General features: G+C 72.1%; 13 protein-coding genes and 1 tRNA gene. 8 read left to right on the plus strand and 6 right to left on the minus strand.

The window, feature by feature from the left end; genetic code table 11:
• Positions 1 to 338 precede the first annotated feature (338 nt).
• The 5 genes from ACFVXE_RS20220 to ACFVXE_RS20240 all read left to right on the plus strand — a co-directional run bounded on the left by ACFVXE_RS20220 (position 339) and on the right by ACFVXE_RS20240 (position 4315).
• The gene (locus ACFVXE_RS20220) at positions 339 to 1352 is read left to right on the plus strand and encodes an SPFH domain-containing protein (RefSeq protein WP_389672741.1); all 1014 of its coding nucleotides are present in this window, start codon (positions 339 to 341) and stop codon (positions 1350 to 1352) included.
• On the plus strand, positions 1349 to 2248 hold the full coding sequence (locus ACFVXE_RS20225) for a hypothetical protein (protein ID WP_389672742.1): 900 nt from the start codon (positions 1349 to 1351) through the stop codon (positions 2246 to 2248). The genes ACFVXE_RS20220 and ACFVXE_RS20225 overlap by 4 nt, the downstream gene beginning before the upstream one ends.
• A gap of 109 nt (positions 2249 to 2357) precedes the next feature.
• On the plus strand, positions 2358 to 2864 hold the full coding sequence (locus ACFVXE_RS20230) for an NUDIX hydrolase (RefSeq protein ID WP_389672744.1): 507 nt from the start codon (positions 2358 to 2360) through the stop codon (positions 2862 to 2864).
• Between the two features lie 55 nt (positions 2865 to 2919).
• Positions 2920 to 3414, plus strand: coding sequence for an FBP domain-containing protein (locus ACFVXE_RS20235; RefSeq protein ID WP_389672746.1), 495 nt, complete (start codon positions 2920 to 2922; stop codon positions 3412 to 3414).
• Between the two features lie 235 nt (positions 3415 to 3649).
• Positions 3650 to 4315, plus strand: a complete 666-nt coding sequence (locus ACFVXE_RS20240; protein WP_389672747.1) for a 4'-phosphopantetheinyl transferase — start codon at positions 3650 to 3652, stop codon at positions 4313 to 4315.
• A gap of 122 nt (positions 4316 to 4437) precedes the next feature.
• On the opposite strand, the gene ACFVXE_RS20245 is transcribed toward ACFVXE_RS20240, so the two are convergent.
• The 3 genes from ACFVXE_RS20245 to ACFVXE_RS20255 form a co-directional block, all read right to left on the minus strand.
• Positions 4438 to 6099: a M4 family metallopeptidase gene (locus ACFVXE_RS20245; protein WP_389672848.1), complete on the minus strand. Its 1662-nt coding sequence runs from the start codon at positions 6097 to 6099 to the stop codon at positions 4438 to 4440.
• A gap of 648 nt (positions 6100 to 6747) precedes the next feature.
• Positions 6748 to 6821, minus strand: a tRNA-Pro gene (locus ACFVXE_RS20250).
• Between the two features lie 50 nt (positions 6822 to 6871).
• Complete coding sequence (locus ACFVXE_RS20255) at positions 6872 to 9505, minus strand: ATP-binding protein (RefSeq protein WP_389672748.1); 2634 nt, start codon at positions 9503 to 9505, stop codon at positions 6872 to 6874.
• A 108-nt stretch (positions 9506 to 9613) separates the two neighbouring features.
• Between ACFVXE_RS20255 and ACFVXE_RS20260 the strand changes: the two genes are divergently transcribed.
• Entirely contained in the window at positions 9614 to 10117 is a 504-nt protein-coding gene (locus tag ACFVXE_RS20260; RefSeq protein ID WP_389672749.1) for a DUF309 domain-containing protein, read from the plus strand.
• 72 nt (positions 10118 to 10189) lie between these two features.
• Positions 10190 to 10741 (plus strand): hypothetical protein, encoded by a 552-nt coding sequence (locus ACFVXE_RS20265; protein WP_389672750.1) that lies wholly within the window; start codon positions 10190 to 10192, stop codon positions 10739 to 10741.
• Positions 10742 to 10754: 13 nt separating this feature from the next.
• On the opposite strand, the gene ACFVXE_RS20270 is transcribed toward ACFVXE_RS20265, so the two are convergent.
• The 3 genes from ACFVXE_RS20270 to ACFVXE_RS20280 are packed head-to-tail and all read right to left on the minus strand — an operon-like array spanning position 10755 to position 14844.
• Positions 10755 to 11987: an FAD/NAD(P)-binding oxidoreductase gene (locus tag ACFVXE_RS20270; RefSeq protein WP_389672752.1), complete on the minus strand. Its 1233-nt coding sequence runs from the start codon at positions 11985 to 11987 to the stop codon at positions 10755 to 10757.
• Positions 11984 to 13414, minus strand: a complete 1431-nt coding sequence (locus tag ACFVXE_RS20275; protein WP_389672754.1) for an FAD-dependent oxidoreductase — start codon at positions 13412 to 13414, stop codon at positions 11984 to 11986. Before ACFVXE_RS20275 ends, ACFVXE_RS20270 begins: the two co-directional genes overlap by 4 nt.
• The gene (locus tag ACFVXE_RS20280) at positions 13411 to 14844 is read right to left on the minus strand and encodes an FGGY family carbohydrate kinase (protein WP_389672756.1); all 1434 of its coding nucleotides are present in this window, start codon (positions 14842 to 14844) and stop codon (positions 13411 to 13413) included. Before ACFVXE_RS20280 ends, ACFVXE_RS20275 begins: the two co-directional genes overlap by 4 nt.
• Before the next feature lie 388 nt (positions 14845 to 15232).
• On the opposite strand from ACFVXE_RS20280, the gene ACFVXE_RS20285 reads away from it, so the two are divergent.
• Complete coding sequence (locus ACFVXE_RS20285; RefSeq protein WP_389672757.1) at positions 15233 to 16240, plus strand: hypothetical protein; 1008 nt, start codon at positions 15233 to 15235, stop codon at positions 16238 to 16240.
• Positions 16241 to 16247 lie beyond the last annotated feature (7 nt).

Raw genomic sequence — 16247 nt, forward strand, 5'->3', positions numbered from 1 at the left:
GTCGTACGGCGCGGCGCTCATGCCGGTGGCGGTGCTGGGGCGGCGCCGCGAGCGGCGGCCGGCTCTGGCCTGGTGGGAGTGTGGCGGGGGGGGCGGGAGGGGGGGGCTGGGACGGGGCCGCGGTGGCGGGGGGGGCGGGGGGGGGGGAGGCGGGGTGCGCCGCCCCCGCCCGGCCGCGCTCGTACATCCTCGTCCGGCGGCGAACGGGGCCGCGGACACCGACCACGCGCATCGCGCCGAGAGGGCGCGAAGAGTTTCACACCGCCCCTTCTCGTCCCCTTGACGATATCAACGTCCCGCCTTATCGTCTCCATGACGACAACGAGGGGGATCCCGCCATGGCAGACATCACCAAGCGGTTCGGCTGGCGCCATCTGCGCTCCGCACCCACCGCCCACATCCGCTACCACCAACGCGGCCTGCTCAGGCACGACGGCCCGGGGCTGAGCTTCTGGTACCGGTCACTGAGCGCCGCTCTCTCCGAGGTCCCGGTCAACGACCGCGAGTTGGCGATGGCATTCCATGCCCGCACCTCCGACTTCCAGGACGTCACCGTGCAGGCCACCGTGACGTACCGGATCAGCGACCCCGCCGAGGCCGCGGCCCGGCTCGACTTCTCCATCCACCCGGACACCGGAGTCTGGCGCGGTGCGCCGCTGGAACAGATCGCCACACTCCTGACCGAGACCGCTCAGCAGCACACGCTCGACGCACTGGCTCGCACCCCGCTGGCCGGCGCGCTCGTCGACGGAGTGGCCGCAGTACGGGACCGGGTCGCCGAAGGACTGGCCGCCGAGCCACGGCTGCCCGCCACCGGCATCGATGTCGTGGCGGTACGGGTGGTCGCGATCCGCCCGGAGGCGGAGGTGGAGCGCGCCCTGCGCACCCCGGCCCGGGAGCAGATCCAGCAGGAGGCCGACCGGGCGACGTACGAACGCCGGGCGGTGGCCGTCGAGCGCGAGCGGGCCATCGCGGAGAACGAGCTCGCCAGCCAGATCGAACTCGCCCGCCGGGAGGAGCAGTTGGTCGAGCAGCGCGGCACCAACGCGCGGCGCGAGGCCGAGGAGAACGCGGCGGCGGACGGGGTACGCGCACAGGCGGAGGCGGCCCGCAAGGTACGCCTCGCCCGCGCCGATGCCGAAGCCGCCCGCGAGGTCGGCGCCGCCCGCGCCGAGTCGCAGGCGGCCTGGCTGCGGGTGCACGGCGAGGTGGACGCCGCGACCCTGCACGCACTGGCCGCCACCCGGCTCGCCGAGAACCTGCCGCGCATCGACAGCCTCACCCTCTCCCCCGACGTCCTGACCGGCCTGCTCGCCAGGCTCGGCCGGCCCGGCCCGGAGACCCGCGCGTGAGCCTCGCCCCTCGCGCGGTGCTCGTGCATCGCACCACCGAGTACGAGGAGTTGCTCGCCCGGCACGGCACACACGGTCAGGCCGCGTTCTTCCTCTCCACCCGTGGACGGTCCATCGAAGAGGTGTCGCGGCGGCACGCGCGGACCCAGCAGGCGCTCTCCGACGTGGCGGCGGCCGTGCCGCTCCAGTGGCGCCAGTCCCGGGTGGAGCGCGCGGATCTCGACCGGTTCCTCTTCGGGCCGGAGGACGTGGTGGTCGTGGTGGGGCAGGACGGGCTGGTCGCCAACGTGGCCAAGTACCTCTCCGGCCAGCCGGTCGTGGGCATCGACACCGACCCCGGCCGCAACCCGGGCGTGCTGGTGCGTCACCGTCCGGGCGACGCCGCCGCCCTGCTCCGGGCGGCCGGCTCGCCCGGCGGCAGCACCGACGACCTCACCATGGTCGAGGCCGTCGCCGACGACACCCAGCATCTCCTCGCCCTCAACGAGATCTATCTGGGACCTCCCGGTCATCAGACGGCCCGGTACCGTCTCGAGCCCGACGGCCCGGACTCCCCCGCCGAGTCACAGGCGTCGTCCGGCGTCCTGGTCGGCACCGGCACCGGCTCCACCGGCTGGCTGCGCTCGCTGTGGCAGGAACGGCGGAGTGCGCTGACGCTGCCCGGCCCGACCGACCCCCGCCTGGTCTGGTTCGTACGCGAAGCCTGGCCGTCGCCCACCACCGGCACCTCACTGGTGGCGGGCGAACTGCGGCGCGGCCAGCGGCTGCGCCTCACGGTCGAGTCGGACCGGGTGGTGGTCTTCGGTGACGGGATGGAGGGCGACGCACTGGACTTGACGTGGGGTCAGACCGTGTGTCTCGGGATCGCCGGGGCCTCGCTCAGACTTGCCGTCTAGGCCGCCTCGACCACCGCGGGCGTGGTCGGCACCCAGCACCCGGCACCCGGCGATGTGAAGATGGCAGCCCGTTCCCGCCGGGCGCCGCGCCCCGACCTCAAGGAGCACCATGGGTTCCCCTCCCCCGGAGCAGTTCACGCGCAACACCCGTCCGCCCGTCGCGCAGGCGGCACTCGGCGTGGGCGTCATCGTCCAGGACGAGCAGGGACGCATCCTGCTCGGCAGGCACCACGGCGGAACCTGGGAGCTGCCGGGCGGCAAGGTCGATCCGACACACGAGTCGATCGCCGCGGCTGCCGTACGCGAGCTCCGCGAGGAGACCGGCCTGGACGTCCCCGAGGACCGGGTGAGGGTCTTCGCGCTGCTTCACGACGTGGTCGCCGGGATCAACCGCGTGACCATGGCGGCGATGGTGTCCGTGGAGGCGGAGACCCCACGGGTGACCGAGGCCCATCTGATCAGTACCTGGCAGTGGACGGATCCGGGCGCACTGCCGGGTCCGCTCTTCGACCCCTCGGCCCAGATCCTCAAGGCGTGGCGTCCCGGCCTCCCCCTCAGCCATCCCCCCGCGCACCGCCTCTACGTCACCGCCACGGCCCCGGAAGACGCCCCCTGACCTAGATCTCTTAATCATTTGCCTAGAGCTCATAGGCGCAGTTAGCGTCCCCGGCATGAAGGCCGTGAGTGAGCAGGAGATCCGCACCTCGTTCGTCAATTGCTCGAAGGGAGAGGCCAAGCGTCTGCCGATGCCTCGCGATCTCGCCGAGCAGCCCTGGGACGACCTGGATTTCCTGGGATGGCGCGACCTGGCAGCGCCGGGCCGCAGCTACATCGTCACCGAGCACGACGGTGAGCTGGTCGGCATCACTCTCCGATTCCCCTCCCAGCAGCGGGGTTTCCTGCACCGCAGCATGTGTTCGCTCTGCCTGACCACGCACCCGGGCAGCGGCGTCTCCCTGATGACCGCCCGCAGGACGGGCCTCGCCGGACGGGAGGGGAATTCGCTCGGCCTGTACATTTGCACCGATCTCGCATGTTCCCTGTATGTACGTGGACGGAAGCTGCCGGCGCCCGGCGGACGCTTCAAGGAGTCCCTGACGGTGGCGGAGCAGGTGGACCGCACCAGGGACAACCTCTCCGCGTTCCTGCGCAACCTCTTCGCCTGAGACCGGGTCATACGGACCGGCTGGTTCGGACCGGCGCACCGCGTGACCGCCTGTACCGGGCCGCGATCCCGGTCGGACGGGAGTACCGATTCCGGAGGTCTGCCCATAGGCTCTCCGGCGGCCTCAGGGTGCAGCTCCTGTCAGTGCTTCGTCGCCTGGGGAGATGAAAGAGTGGGCGGAGCGCGGCGGCCCCAGGGCTCCGCACCAGGTGCTGTCCTGTCAGGAGGTACGAAAGGTGCTCGGGGAGATCCTTCCTGCGGCGGTGGCGACCGTCGAGCTCTACGAAGACCCGCCGGAGTCATGGCTGTATCCGGAGGAGGAGGCGTACGTGAGTCGCGCCGTGGAGAGCCGCCGAAGGGAGTTCACGACGGGCCGGCACTGCGCGCGGGCCGCACTCGCCCGGCTCGGTGTGCCTGCCACCGCGATCCTCAAGGGCGAGCGCGGTGCGCCGTGCTGGCCGGACGGCGTGGTGGGCAGCATCACGCACTGCGCCGGATACCGCGCCGCCGCCGTGGCCCGTACGGCGGACCTGGTGACGGTCGGGATCGATGCCGAGCCCAACGAACCGCTGCCCGCAGGCATACTCGACACGGTCTCACTGCCCGAGGAGCGAGGCAGGCTTACCGGTCTGGCCGACGCGCTACCCGAAATCGCCTGGGACCGGCTGCTGTTCAGCGCGAAGGAGTCGGTCTACAAGGCATGGTTCCCGCTCACCGGGTCCTGGCTCGGTTTCGAAGAGGCGGACATCACGGTGGACCCTGCGACGAACAGCTTCCGCGCACGGCTCCTGGTTCCCGGTCCGACCGTCGCCGGGACGGAGTGGTACGGGTTCACCGGCCGCTACGGGGTCTCCGACGGTCTGGTGGTGACGGCGGTGACCGAGGGCTTGCGGCGCACATGAGTCCGGCTGCCCACCCCTCCCCGCGAGAGCGGAAGGGTCGCTGCGGGGCATGGGGGGCAGAAGTAAGGCGGCACCCGGTGCGCGTGCGCTCCGGGTGCCGCCTCGGTCCCACTACGCGCGCACTAGCTGACGTTGACCGCCGTCCAGGCAGCCGCGACCGTGTTGTACTCCGTGCTCGTGGAGCCGTACAGGGCCGACGCCGCGGAGAGCGTGGCCGTTCGGGCGGCCTTGTACTTGGTCGTCGACGTCATGTAGGTCGTCAGCGCCTTGTACCAGATCTGCAGGGCCTTGGCCCGGCCGATGCCGGTGACCGCGGCGCCGTTGTAGGTCGGGGAGTTGTAGCTGACTCCGTTGATCGTCTTCGCGCCGCTGCCCTCCGAGAGGAGGTAGAAGAAGTGGTTCGCGACACCGGACGAGTAGTGGACGTCCAGGCTGCCGACGCTGGAGGACCAGTAGTTGGCGGAGCCGCCGTCCTTGCTGGGCTGGTCCATGTAGCGCAGCGGCGTGCCGTCACCGTTGATGTTGATCTTCTCGCCGATGAGGTAGTCGCCCACGTCGGCGGAGTTCGCCGCGTAGAACTCGACGCCGGTGCCGAAGATGTCGGAGGTCGCCTCGTTCAGGCCGCCCGACTCACCTGAGTAGTTGAGGCCCGCGGTGCTGGAGGTGACACCGTGGCTCATCTCGTGGCCCGCGACGTCCAGCGAGGTCAGCGGGTGCGTGTTGCCCGAGCCGTCACCGTAGGTCATGCAGAAGCAGCTGTCGTCCCAGAACGCATTCACGTACGAATTGCCGTAGTGCACCCGGGAGTAGGCGCCGACACCGTTGTTCTTGATGCCGCTGCGGCCGAACGTGCTCTTGTAGAAGTCCCAGGTCTCCTGGGCTCCGTAGGCGGCGTCCGCGGCGGCCGTCTGGTCCGTGGTGGAGCTGGAGGCGGCGCCGGTGCCCCACACGTCGTCGGCGTCGGTGAACAGCGTGCCGGTGCCCGACGTCCCGTGCTTGAGGTTGTACGTCTTGTGGCCGCCGCGCGTACCGTCGGTGAGCTGGTACGTCGAGCCCGACAGGGTCGTGGAGAGGCTGACCGAACCCGAGTAGAGGGTCTTGCCGGTGCCGGTCTCGATGCCCTGGTACTCGTAGAGCTTCTTGCCGGTGGCGGCGTCGGTGATGACGTGCAGCTCGTTGGGGGTGCCGTCGTCCTGGAGGCCGCCGACGACGGTCTCGTAGGCGAGAGTCGGCTTGCCGGTGGCGGCCCAGATCACCTTGCGGGGAGCCTGGTCGGCCGCGGTCTTCGCCGAGCCGGCTGTCTTGGCGGCGGTGAGCGCCTGCTTCTCGGCCTTCGCGGTGGTGACCACGGGCTTGAGCGAGGCGACCTTGATGGCCGTCTTGATCGCCTTCGTCACGGTCTCGGTCGTGCCGGTCTTGTCCTCGTGGACGACGAGGTCACCGCCGAGGACCGGAAGTCCGTTGTACGTGCGCTCGTAGCGGGTGTGCACGGCGCCGTCGACGTCCTTGACGACGTCTCTGACGACCAGCTTCTCCTTGGCGCCGAGGCCTATGCGCTGGGCGGTCTCCGCCGTGGCGGCGTCGGCCTTCCGGATGAGCGCGGTACGCGCCGAGGCGGACAGCTGGAGGGGCGAACCGGCAAGGGGGGTGGTCTTGCCGGCGGGGAGCGCGACGGTCTGGGCGGCGGCTCCGGTAGTGAGGCCGGTGGCGAGCAGGGCGCCGGCGGCGACGGTGGTGGCGATGGCCAGAGTGGTCCGCTTGTGACGCGCGTAGAGGGGGGTCACGCAAGCTCCTTCTTGGGGGGCGTCCGAACGGCATGGGGTGGCCGGACGGGCGATTGCGAAGATGCGGTGCGGGTGAGCCGTGCGGTGGAAGAGTGCCATCCAGGACGCGTACATGTCAGGAGCCCATAAGGACCTTGGCCGGAAATCGTCGATCAGGTGAACAGTGGGGTGATCACGCGCCCTGCCCGCCCCCGCCAAGGGCGGGTCAACGCAAACTCCCGCCCGGGCAAAAGAGGGCGCCGCACCGGGAGTTGCCCCCCCGGGACGGCGCCCTGTCCTCGTGCCGCACTCGGCAGCGGTCCACGGGAAGGTCAGCGCGTCGGCGGTGCGGCCGCTGACCGTGATCGACGAGGTGACGGCAGCGCCGTTGTCCGGAATCGATACGTCGGCCGAGTCCTCGAACGACGTTTACCGCCGCCGCCTCCGCCACCGGGACGCGAACCGACGGCCACGGCCGCCCACGCGTTCGTCACCGCCGTGTACTCGGCGCGGTCCGGAGCTGAAGACGCTCTACCCCTGTCCGGCGGGATGGTGGACGCGCGTGGTGCCCGCCATGGGCGGGTGCCGGTCCCCAACTCGTCCCCAGGAATGGCCAAGGGCCGGTTTCGGATTTCTCCGAAACCGGCCCTTGCCTGCGACTGTCTCCAGTCGGGACGACAGGATTTGAACCTGCGACCCCTTGACCCCCAGTCAAGTGCGCTACCAAGCTGCGCCACGTCCCGATGCGATTCCCCCCAGTGTTCCCGGGTGGCCGCGCAGGACAAACATTACCTCACTCCGAGGACCGGATCGACGTCCGTGCCTGGTGGGCACGGGTCGCGAGTGCTTCGGCGCCGCAGGCGGTGGCCAGTTTCTGCGCTCGGGCGAGCTCCCGCGGGGAGCGGATGGCGATGCCGTATTCGACGCGGGCCAGAGCATGTTCGTACGCGGACGGGGACGCCTCCAGGTGCCGGACCGCGTCGGCCAGCAGGTGGTGGGAATCCTCCGGGCGGGCGAACAGGGAGACGCAGCGCAGGGCCTCACCGATCGCGGTGTCCGTGCCGAAACGTTCGGCGTGCACCCGGGAGGCCGTGGCCAGCTGCGCCGCGCGGCCCGGGTCGTCCTCGGCCAGAGCGCGGGCGAGGTCGCCTGCCCACGGGGCCCAGATGCCGTTGAACCGGCCACGCGGTTCAAGGGCCTGGCCGGCCGCTTCGAGTTCGGTGACGGCCTCCTTCGTACGTCCTTCGGCGAGCAGGAGGCGGCCGCGTACGCATGGTGCGTCGGGCAGGACCATGGCGCTCGGGTAAGGCAGTCCGAATTCGTAGCGGTCGGCGACCTTACGGGCCTCGGTGATCCGGCCGCGGGCCAGCAGCGTGTCGATGAGCAGGCAGGCGGCGTCCCAGTGGACGGGGAGCCCGCTGCCGACACGGTCGGCGAGCCGCAGCCCTTCACGGAGGAAGCCCTCCGCCTCGGCCAGCCGGCCGCGACGGCGGTGGACCAGACCGAGCAAGGTGTGCGCGAACGCCAGGTGCGCGCCGCTCCACCCGGAGATCTCGAACGCCCGCACGGCTTCGCCGAACAGTTCCTCGGCCCGGTCGAGCTGGTCGGTGAAGGCATAGGTGATGCCGACCAGGGTGGGGAACTCGAAGCCCCACTCGGTGTCGGTCCAGCCGAGCCCGCGCGCAGGGCGGCCGTCGACCAGAGCGCGTTCGCAGAGGTCGACGATGAGCTGGGAGTTCTCGCCGCGCAGCATCGCGTCGAAGGCGCGGAGGGTGAGCAGGGCCCGCTCGGCGTTGTCGCGGCCGGTGAGGTGGTCGGCGTTGCGGGCGAGCCGTCGCGAGCGGCCCGGGCCGTCGTCCTCGGCCGCCTGCATGCCCTCCCAGAGGAAGTGCGCGGCCTGCAGCCTCATCTGTCCGGGGCCCGGCGCGGTGCGCCCTGCCTCGGCCGCGAGGGCGAGTGCGGCTTCCTTCAGCTGGTTGTTGTGGGAGAGGGCGGCGGCGAGCCGGAAGGTGGCGTCGACCCGGACCTCGTCGGCGAGTCCGGGCATGTCGAGGGCGGCCCGCAGGTGCTGCACGGTGGTGGGCGGGGAGCTGAGCAGCGTGGCGCAACCGAGCTCGTACAGGAGGGTGGCCCGCACCTGGTGGCGCGGCGGTTCCTGCATGGCGCGCTCCAGACAGCGCCGGGCGGCTTCGGGGGCACCGACCGCGAGATGCTGCCCCGCCGCTTCGCGAAGCTGCTCGACCAGTTCCTGGTCGTCGTCCGGGTGGACTTCGAGGAGGTGGCGGCTGGCCGCTGCGGCACCGAGTCCGGCTCGGGTGATGGCCCAGGCGGCCCGGCCGTGCATGGCCGTACGCGTCGCCGGCGGGATGGACCGGTACACGGCGGTGGCGATCAGCGGGTGCACGAACTCCAACGGGTCGAAGCCGCTGACGATACGGGCGTCGCGCAGCCGCGCGGTGCAGTCGGCGGCCTCTGCGGGGCTCATCCCGGCGAGGGTGGCCGCGAGGTCCTGCGAGATGTCGGTGCCGAGGACGGCCGCGGCCCAGGCGAACCGGTTGGCGTTGGTGCCGAGCCGTTCGAGCCGGGCGACGAGCCCGCTGCCGCGTGCCGATGCGCCGAGTTCGCGCAGCATCCCGGCCGACTCCTCCAGCGGGGGCAGCTCCCGGTCCTGCACCTTGGCGACGAGTTCGACCGCCTCGTACGGGTTGCCACCGGTGACGGCCCATACCTCGCGGCAGAACGGGTCGTCGGCGTGGTCGCCGAGAGCCGCCCGAACCAGTTCCGCTGTGGCGTCGGGGGTGAGGGCCCGCAGCGCGACCCGGACCTGGGCCGGGTGGCTGCCGCCGTGGTCCCCGTCCGCCTTGCGTGCCGCGAGTTCCTCGGGGCGGTGCGCCTGCACGACCAGGACGGGCAGTTCGCCGAGGCGTGAGGTGAACGAGGCGAGCCAGGCGAGGGATTCGCCGTCCGCCCAGTGCGCGTCGTCGATGATCAGCAGCAGCGGACGGTGGCTCAGCCGGGAGGCGAGCCGCGACACGACCCAGTCGAGTCCGTCGCGCACACCTTGCGGGTCGGTCTGCGGTCCGCTGGGCTCGGCGAGGCCGAGCGCGGGTGCGGTGACCTCGTACCAGGCCCCGAACAGTGCCCGTACCTCGTCGGGCGCGAACTGGTCGAGAGCGGGCTGCAGAAGTTGGCGTACGACGTGGAACGGCACGGATGTGACCGTCTCGCCACCGCGTGCGGACCAGACGGTGCACCGGTCCACCGCCATGGCCTGGATCTCGGCGAGCAGGGCTGTCTTGCCGATGCCCGCCTCACCGCTGAAGATCAGCAGACCACCGACCGCCTGCGCACCGCAGAGCGCCTCCACGGCCTCTGTGGCGGCAGCAAGTTCCGGTTCGCGCTCGTACAGCGGCCGGGACGGCTTCATGCCTACTCTCCCCCTGGTGATACGGATGACTGTCGAGACTAGTCGTGCGCGGGGGCCCGCGGACAGTGGTTCGGGCAGTTCGCCGCAGGTGCGGGGCACAATCGAGGGGTGGACGAGACTCGCAGGGACCGCGACGCCGATGGCCGGGCGCGCAATGCACGCCCCCGGGACGGGCTGGGCCGCCCGCTGCCGTACGGGACTCCGGGGGTGGAGCGGCAGCCCGAGGGGGTGATCCGTGCCCCGGAGGAGACTCTGCGCGAGGCGCAGCGGCTGCTGGACGCGGGGATGCCGTTCCACGCGCACGAGGTGTTCGAGGACGCGTGGAAGTCCGGCCCGGCGTCGGAACGGGAGTTGTGGCGCGGGCTCGCCCAACTGGCGGTGGGTCTGACCCATGCGGCGCGCGGCAACACGACGGGCGGGGCGCGGCTGCTGCGGCGTGGTGCGGCGGCGCTCGCCGGGTACGGGGAAACGGCCGGGTACGGCATCGGGACGGCGGCGCTGACCGGTTGGGCGGAGGAGCTGGCCGACCGGGTGGAGACGGAGGCCGGCCGGACGGTGGACGCCGCCGAGGAGTCCCCCCGGCTTCGGCAGGAGGGCGGCCGTGCTCGATGACGGCGTTCGTTTTCGGCATCCGTCGTACGGAGCGGTGAACACGGCGCCGCGAAGCTATTACCATCCCGCGTCATGAGCACTTCTGACCAGGACCAGGCCGTGGACACCCCGATAGCTGCCCCGGACACCGACACGAGGACCGATGCCGGGCCCGAGGCCGGGGAGACCGAGGCCGAGGCCAAGGCCGGGGTCGGTTCCGAAGCGGGGGCCGGGTCCGAGGCCGGGGCGTCCGGTGCCGGGACCGGAGCGGGTACGTCCGATGCCGGAGCCCGGGCGGGAACCGAAGCAGGAGCCGAGACGGAGACCGAGGACGACGCAGAGCCCGGGGACGAGGCGGGGGCGGAGCCCGGGGACGGGACCGGCGGCCGCAGGCTGACGCCCCGTCAGGCCAGGCGGCTGCGGATCGCGCTCTCGTCGGTCGGCATGGTGGCGATGGGGGTCGTGCTGGCACTCCGGATCGCCAGCCGGTCGTCGGTCCTGGTGGTCGGGGTGTACGGACTTGCGTTGATCCTGTGCGGGATCGTGATCGAGCTCAGCCGCAACGGCCGTACGCGGCTCGGCAGTTGGCTTCTCGGAATCGGGCTCGTCGCGGCGATCGGGGCGGACTGGCTGCTGATTCCCTGAAGCCCGACCGGGCTCAGAGCACTGCGATCCGCACGGTTCCGCCGTGCGGATCGACGCGGTCGAGCCAGTCGGCACGCAGCCGGAACGGCCGGTCCGGCACGGCCGGCAGCAGCAGCCGCTGCCGATGGAGTACGTGCCCGTCCTGGCCGACGACGAGCAGCGGGCAGGGCAGCCGGCGGGCGGTGCGCAGTATGAAGCGGTCGTGGAGCGGGCGGGTGGTGTCGTGGTCGAGGAGGTTCGGCGCGATCCACTTCAGCGGGGATGCGACGGCGAGCTCCGGGCGCCCGGTGGGCCAGCCTCCGGCTGCCAGCCGCCGCATGACGGGGGCGGCGACGGCCCGGCCCTCGGCGGCCGCCGTGCCCGCGCTCTCCACCGCGTGCAGCAGGTTCCCGACGGCGAAGACACCGGCTTCGGACGTCCGGTACGCGGGGTCGTACGCGGGGCCGCGGGTCCCGGGATCCATGGTCAGCCCGCCACGCCTGGCCAGCTCGTGATCGGGGATCCAGTCGCCGGTGAAGACGACGGTGTCGCAGGGCAGAGTCATGGTCCGGCCGTCGTGGTGGCGCAGCCCGACTCCGGTGAGCCGTTCCCGGCCGACGACCGAGGTGACGGTGGTGCGGGTCAGGAGCGGGGTGCGACGCCGTGCCCGTGGAACCCTGGCGAGCGGGGACGGCGGCTGGTCGGTGACCAGGGCGACCACGTCCACTCCCGCCGCGCGCAAGGTGTCGGCCGCCGAGTGACCGACCGCCTCGTTGCCGATGACCACCGCCCGGGTGCCGATCGGCTGCCGGTACAGATGGACCGCCTGCTGGAGCTCGCCGGTGGTGTAGACGCCGGGCGGGCGGGTGCCGGGCACCAGACGGGCGCTGCGGGGGCGTTCACGGGCGCCGGTGGCGAGGACGACGGCGCGGGCGGTGATGCGTTCGAGCCCGGTGGGGCCGGTCACGTCCACGGTACGCGGCCCGGCCCAGCCGGTGACGGTGACCCCGGTACGGAGGAGGACACCGGCCCGGACGGCGGCGGCCACGCACCGGCGTGCGTACGCGGGCCCCGTGAGCCCGCCACCGGCGCGACCGGCGCCGAATCCGCCGTGGAAGCAGTGGCGCGGCACACCGCCCGCGGCCTGTTCGCGTTCCAGGATCTCGACCCGGCCGACACCCGAAGCTGCGAGTTCCGCTCCGGCTCCCAGGCCGGCCGGCCCCGCCCCGACCACCAGCACGTCGACGGTCCGCTCGCGCACGGTCATGCCCCGGCCTCCTCGATCAGCGCTCGGACCGCCGCCCCGCAGTAGAAGCCCTGACAGCGCCCGCCGCCGGCCCGGGTCCGGCGGCGCAGACCCTCCTTCGACCGCGGCGGGACCGGGCCGGCCAGGGCGTCCCTGATCTCGCCGGCGGAGACCCGTTCGCAGTGGCAGACGAGCGTGCCGTAGGCCGGGTCCTTCGCGATCAGGTCCGCGCGCCGGTACGGGCGGGGAAACGCCTCACCGAGATTCGGCATCGTCAAGGCCGGAAGTCCGGCCGGGGTGCTCAGGTCGAGACCGATGGCGGCGAGCAGTCCGGTGACGTGGGCGGCGATGGCCATGGACGCGGTGAGTCCGGTGGAGCGGATGCCGCCGACGGTGATGTACCGCTGGTGCGGGTGGTCCTGGATGCGGTAGTCCTCGTGGCCGGTGGCGGCGCGCAGCCCGGCGTAGACGGCGGTGACTTCCTCGTCGATGAGGTCGGGCAGGATGCGGCGGCCCTTCTCGCGCAGCAGCGCGAGTCCCTCTGCACTGGATCCGGTGTCGGTCTTGTCGTCGAGTTCCTCGGCGGTGGGTCCGAGCAGGACGTTGCCGAAGACCGTCGGTGCCACCAGGACGCCCTTGCCCGCCGCGGTGGGTACGGGGAGCAGGATGTGGCCGACGAGTTCACGGGCGAGCTTGTCGAAGACGATCAGCTGGCCCCGGCGTGGGGTGACGGTGAAGGCGTCGTGTCCGAGTTGCCGGTCGATCTCGTCGGCGTACAGTCCGGCGGCGTTGATCAGGTAGCGGGTGCGCAACGGGCCGCGCGAGGTGGTGAGGGTGTGTACGCCGGAGCCGCTGTCGATGTGCTCGACCCGGCAGTCGAGGTGCAGATGGACTCCCGCCCGGACCGCCTGGGTGACGTACGCGAGCGGGGTCGTCCAGGGGCAGATGATGCTCTCGTCGGGGATCTCCAGCGCGCCGAGCGCGCCGGGGCCCAGGCGGGGTTCGCGGGCCCGGAGTTCGTCGGGCCCTATGAGACGCGCCGCGTGGTAGCCGTTGCGTCCGGCCTTGGCCGACAGGGCGGGGAGCGCGGCGAGTTGTTCCTCGTCCCAGGCGATGAGAAGGGCGCCGACGCGCTCGACCGGGATGCCGGTCTCGGCGGCGTAGGCGGTGAGTCTGCGTTGCCCGTCCCGGACGAGGCGTGCTTCCAGGGTGCCGGGGACCGCGTCGAATCCGGTGTGCAGGATCGCGGTGTTGGCCTTCGACGTCCCGCCGGCGATGTCGTCGGACGCGTCGACCAGGGCGGTGCGGAGCGGGTGGTGGGCCAGTTCACGGGCGATGGCGGCGCCGACGACGCCCGCACCGATGACGGTGACGTCGTACGTGCACGTCGCCGCGCCACCGTGCGGGCCGTGGAGCGGGTCCCCGGCCCTGGTGACCGTCACGGTCATGCGCGGTCCAGCAGGGTCTCCACCGCGGCACGGAAACGGCCGCGGCGCTCGGCCGCCTCATCGGCGCCGATCCGGGGTTCGTACACGGCGGCCGGATCCCATCGGGGCAGGGCTTCCCGGAGCGGCAGTCGCGGGTCCAGACCGAGGCGGGCCACGGCACCGGCACCGAGCGCGGTGACGTCCGGCAGCGCGGACACCTCGACGGGCCTCTGCAGCAGATCGGCCTGAGTCTGCATGAGGAGCGCGGACCGCGTCAGGCCACCGTCGACGCGGAGCGAGGTCAGCGGTCCGCCGAGGTCGTCGGCGGCCGCATCCGCGAGTTCGACGACCTGTGCCGCGATGCCCTCGCAGAGGGCGCGCACCAGATGCCCGGCCGTGGTGTCCAGGGCGAGTCCGGTGACCGAGCCGCGCAGATCGCCGCGCCACCACGGCGCGGCCAGGCCTGCGAGCGCGGGCACGAAGGTGACACCGCCCGAGTCGGGGACGGCCGAGCCGACCGGGTCGAGGTCGGCGGCGCCGGAGATCACCTTGAGGTCGGTGAGCCAGCGGACGGCGGACGCGGCCGTGTAGACCTGCCCGTCGAGGCAGTAGCTGGTACGGCCGCCGAGCCGCCATGCGACACAGCTGACCAGTCCGGTGGAGCCTCGGCGGGGGGTGGATCCGGTCTGGGCGAGGAGGAACGCACCCGTGCCGAAGGTGCATTTGGCGGTTCCCGGCTCCAGAGCGCCCTGGGCGAGGAGCGCGGCCTGCTGGTCGACGAGCAGTCCGGTCAGCGGGAGTTCACCGCCGAAGGCATCCGTCGTACCGACAGGCCCGGCGGCGTCGACGACGGACGGCAGGCGCTCACCCGCGAGACCGAAGATGTCCAGGGCCTCCGGTGACCAGCCGACCCGGTCGAGGTCGAGCAGCTGGGTGCGCCCGGCCGTCGCCGCGTCGGTGACGAACGCCCCGGTGAGCTGGTGGACCAGCCAGGAGTCGCTGGTGGTGACGACCCCTTCACGGGTCAGTTCGCGACGGATCCAGGCCATCTTCGGGGCGGCGAAGTAGGGGTCGAGCGGCAGTCCGGTGATCTGTTTCAACTCAGGCTCATGTCGAGCCAGTTCGGTGCAGACCGAGGCGGAGCGGCGGTCCTGCCAGACGATCGCGTCGGAGAGCGGGCGCCCCGTCACCGGGTCCCAGGCGAGCACGGTCTCGCCCTGGTTGGCGAGTCCGACCGCGACCACCGGTTCACCGGCCTCGCGCACCGCCTGCCGCCCGGCGTCGACGACCGAGCCGAGCAGCTCGGCGGGGTCGGCCTCGACCACTCCCCCGGCACCGTACCGAGGGCGCACCGGGGCCGATCCGGAACCGATCACACCGCGCTCCGGGCAGATCACCAGCGCCTTCGTGCCGGACGTTCCTTGATCGACGGCGAGCACCGGGCCTGTCATCGACACTCCAGCTGTACGGAAGTTCTGCTGCTTGCACGGAATCGTGATCACCGGTCGCTGACGCACAGGGTGGTGCAGACCACCGCGCACGTCAAGCGTCCGCATGCCATGCCGCACAGAACGGCCGAATGATGCTCAACATGCTTTCAGTGCAGGGGACTTGAGTAAGATCCGCGAATCGGTCGGGTGGTCGGTGCGATGCGCCCTACACTCGCGCCGGACACACAGCAGGACGCTTCGAAGCGGTTTGTATTCCCAGAACCGCTCATCCCCCCACGCTCTTGAGGATCAATGAGACCGACACCATGCCCCGAGCGCCGGGGCCGCGGTTCCCGGGCCCACCGCTTACGCGGGGGTTCGCCGCCACGCACGGCGTCGGGGCCCGTCGATGGCCAACAGTGACTTCCGGCCGGTCTACCACCCGGCCGGGCACGACAACGAACTGCGCGCCGCGTTGCAGGAGCTGCGCACCGGCCGCTGGGTGTCCATGCGGAACCTGCTGGAGAGCACCCCGGACTGGACGCGGTGGACCCAGCGCACCCAGGTGCTCGGCGCGGTGGCCGCTGGTTCCGACGCGGTACGGGCCTGGCAGGCCGAGGAACCCGGGAGCGTCGCGGCCGCCGTGATGCACGCCCGGGTGCTGGTGGAGCGGGCCGTGCGCGCCCGGCGGGAGGGCCACCCCCAGGCACAGGCGCTGTGGCAGGACGCCTGGGAGGCCTGCAGGGCAGCCGCGCACGCCGCGCCCGCGGACCCGGTCCCCTGGGTGTGCCTGCTGGCCCTGTCCCAGCTGGACGAGCGGCAGGATCTGCCGGAACACCGGCTGCGTCCGCCCGGGCCGATGCTCTTCCCCGGCCCATGGGGTCTGCTGGCCGAGGCCGACCGGCGCGATCCGTGCAACCGCGAGGCCTACCACCGGATGCTCCAGTTCGTGTACGCGCGGAAGGCCGGCGGAGCTCTCTCCGAGGCGGTCAACTTCGTTCAGTGGGCGGCCTCTTCGGCGCCCGACGGATCCGCGCTCCATGTCCTCCCGCTGTACGTGCGGGTGGAGCGCTACCGCCGCGAGCGCGGCCAGGAGAAGGCGCTGGATCTGCACTGGGTCACCGAGGACGCCGAACGGGATGCCGAACGGGCCCTGCACATCTGGTTCCACCGGACGGATCCGGCCGGCCACTCCCTGCTCGACCTCAACCACCTCGCCCACGCCCTGTGGGGCGCCCTGCAATTCGCCGACGCGGCGCCCGTGTTCCGGGAGCTCGGCCCGTACTTCACCACGCTGCCGTGGGCGTACCGCACCGACACCCCCCACGACCCGTCGGGCGCCGAGGAGGTGTACGTGCGCGCCCGGAGCCGCTGTCTCACCGCATCCCGCGAACCGGGACGGGGACCGCACGACTGAGCATCAC

This window comes from Streptomyces sp. NPDC058231 (assembly GCF_042882275.1).
Taxonomy (GTDB): Bacteria; Actinomycetota; Actinomycetes; order Streptomycetales; family Streptomycetaceae; genus Streptomyces.

Excerpts from the sequence above, each read along its gene's own strand:
- ACFVXE_RS20220 (WP_389672741.1), top strand. The coding sequence starts at position 339 with ATGGCAGACATCACCAAGCGGTTCGGCTGGCGCCATCTGCGCTCCGCA.
- ACFVXE_RS20230 (WP_389672744.1), top strand. The coding sequence starts at position 2,358 with ATGGGTTCCCCTCCCCCGGAGCAGTTCACGCGCAACACCCGTCCGCCC.
- ACFVXE_RS20235 (WP_389672746.1), top strand. The coding sequence starts at position 2,920 with ATGAAGGCCGTGAGTGAGCAGGAGATCCGCACCTCGTTCGTCAATTGC.
- ACFVXE_RS20255 (WP_389672748.1), bottom strand. The coding sequence starts at position 9,505 with ATGAAGCCGTCCCGGCCGCTGTACGAGCGCGAACCGGAACTTGCTGCC.
- ACFVXE_RS20265 (WP_389672750.1), top strand. The coding sequence starts at position 10,190 with ATGAGCACTTCTGACCAGGACCAGGCCGTGGACACCCCGATAGCTGCC.
- ACFVXE_RS20270 (WP_389672752.1), bottom strand. The coding sequence starts at position 11,987 with ATGACCGTGCGCGAGCGGACCGTCGACGTGCTGGTGGTCGGGGCGGGG.
- ACFVXE_RS20275 (WP_389672754.1), bottom strand. The coding sequence starts at position 13,414 with ATGACCGTGACGGTCACCAGGGCCGGGGACCCGCTCCACGGCCCGCAC.
- ACFVXE_RS20280 (WP_389672756.1), bottom strand. The coding sequence starts at position 14,844 with ATGACAGGCCCGGTGCTCGCCGTCGATCAAGGAACGTCCGGCACGAAG.
- ACFVXE_RS20285 (WP_389672757.1), top strand. The coding sequence starts at position 15,233 with ATGGCCAACAGTGACTTCCGGCCGGTCTACCACCCGGCCGGGCACGAC.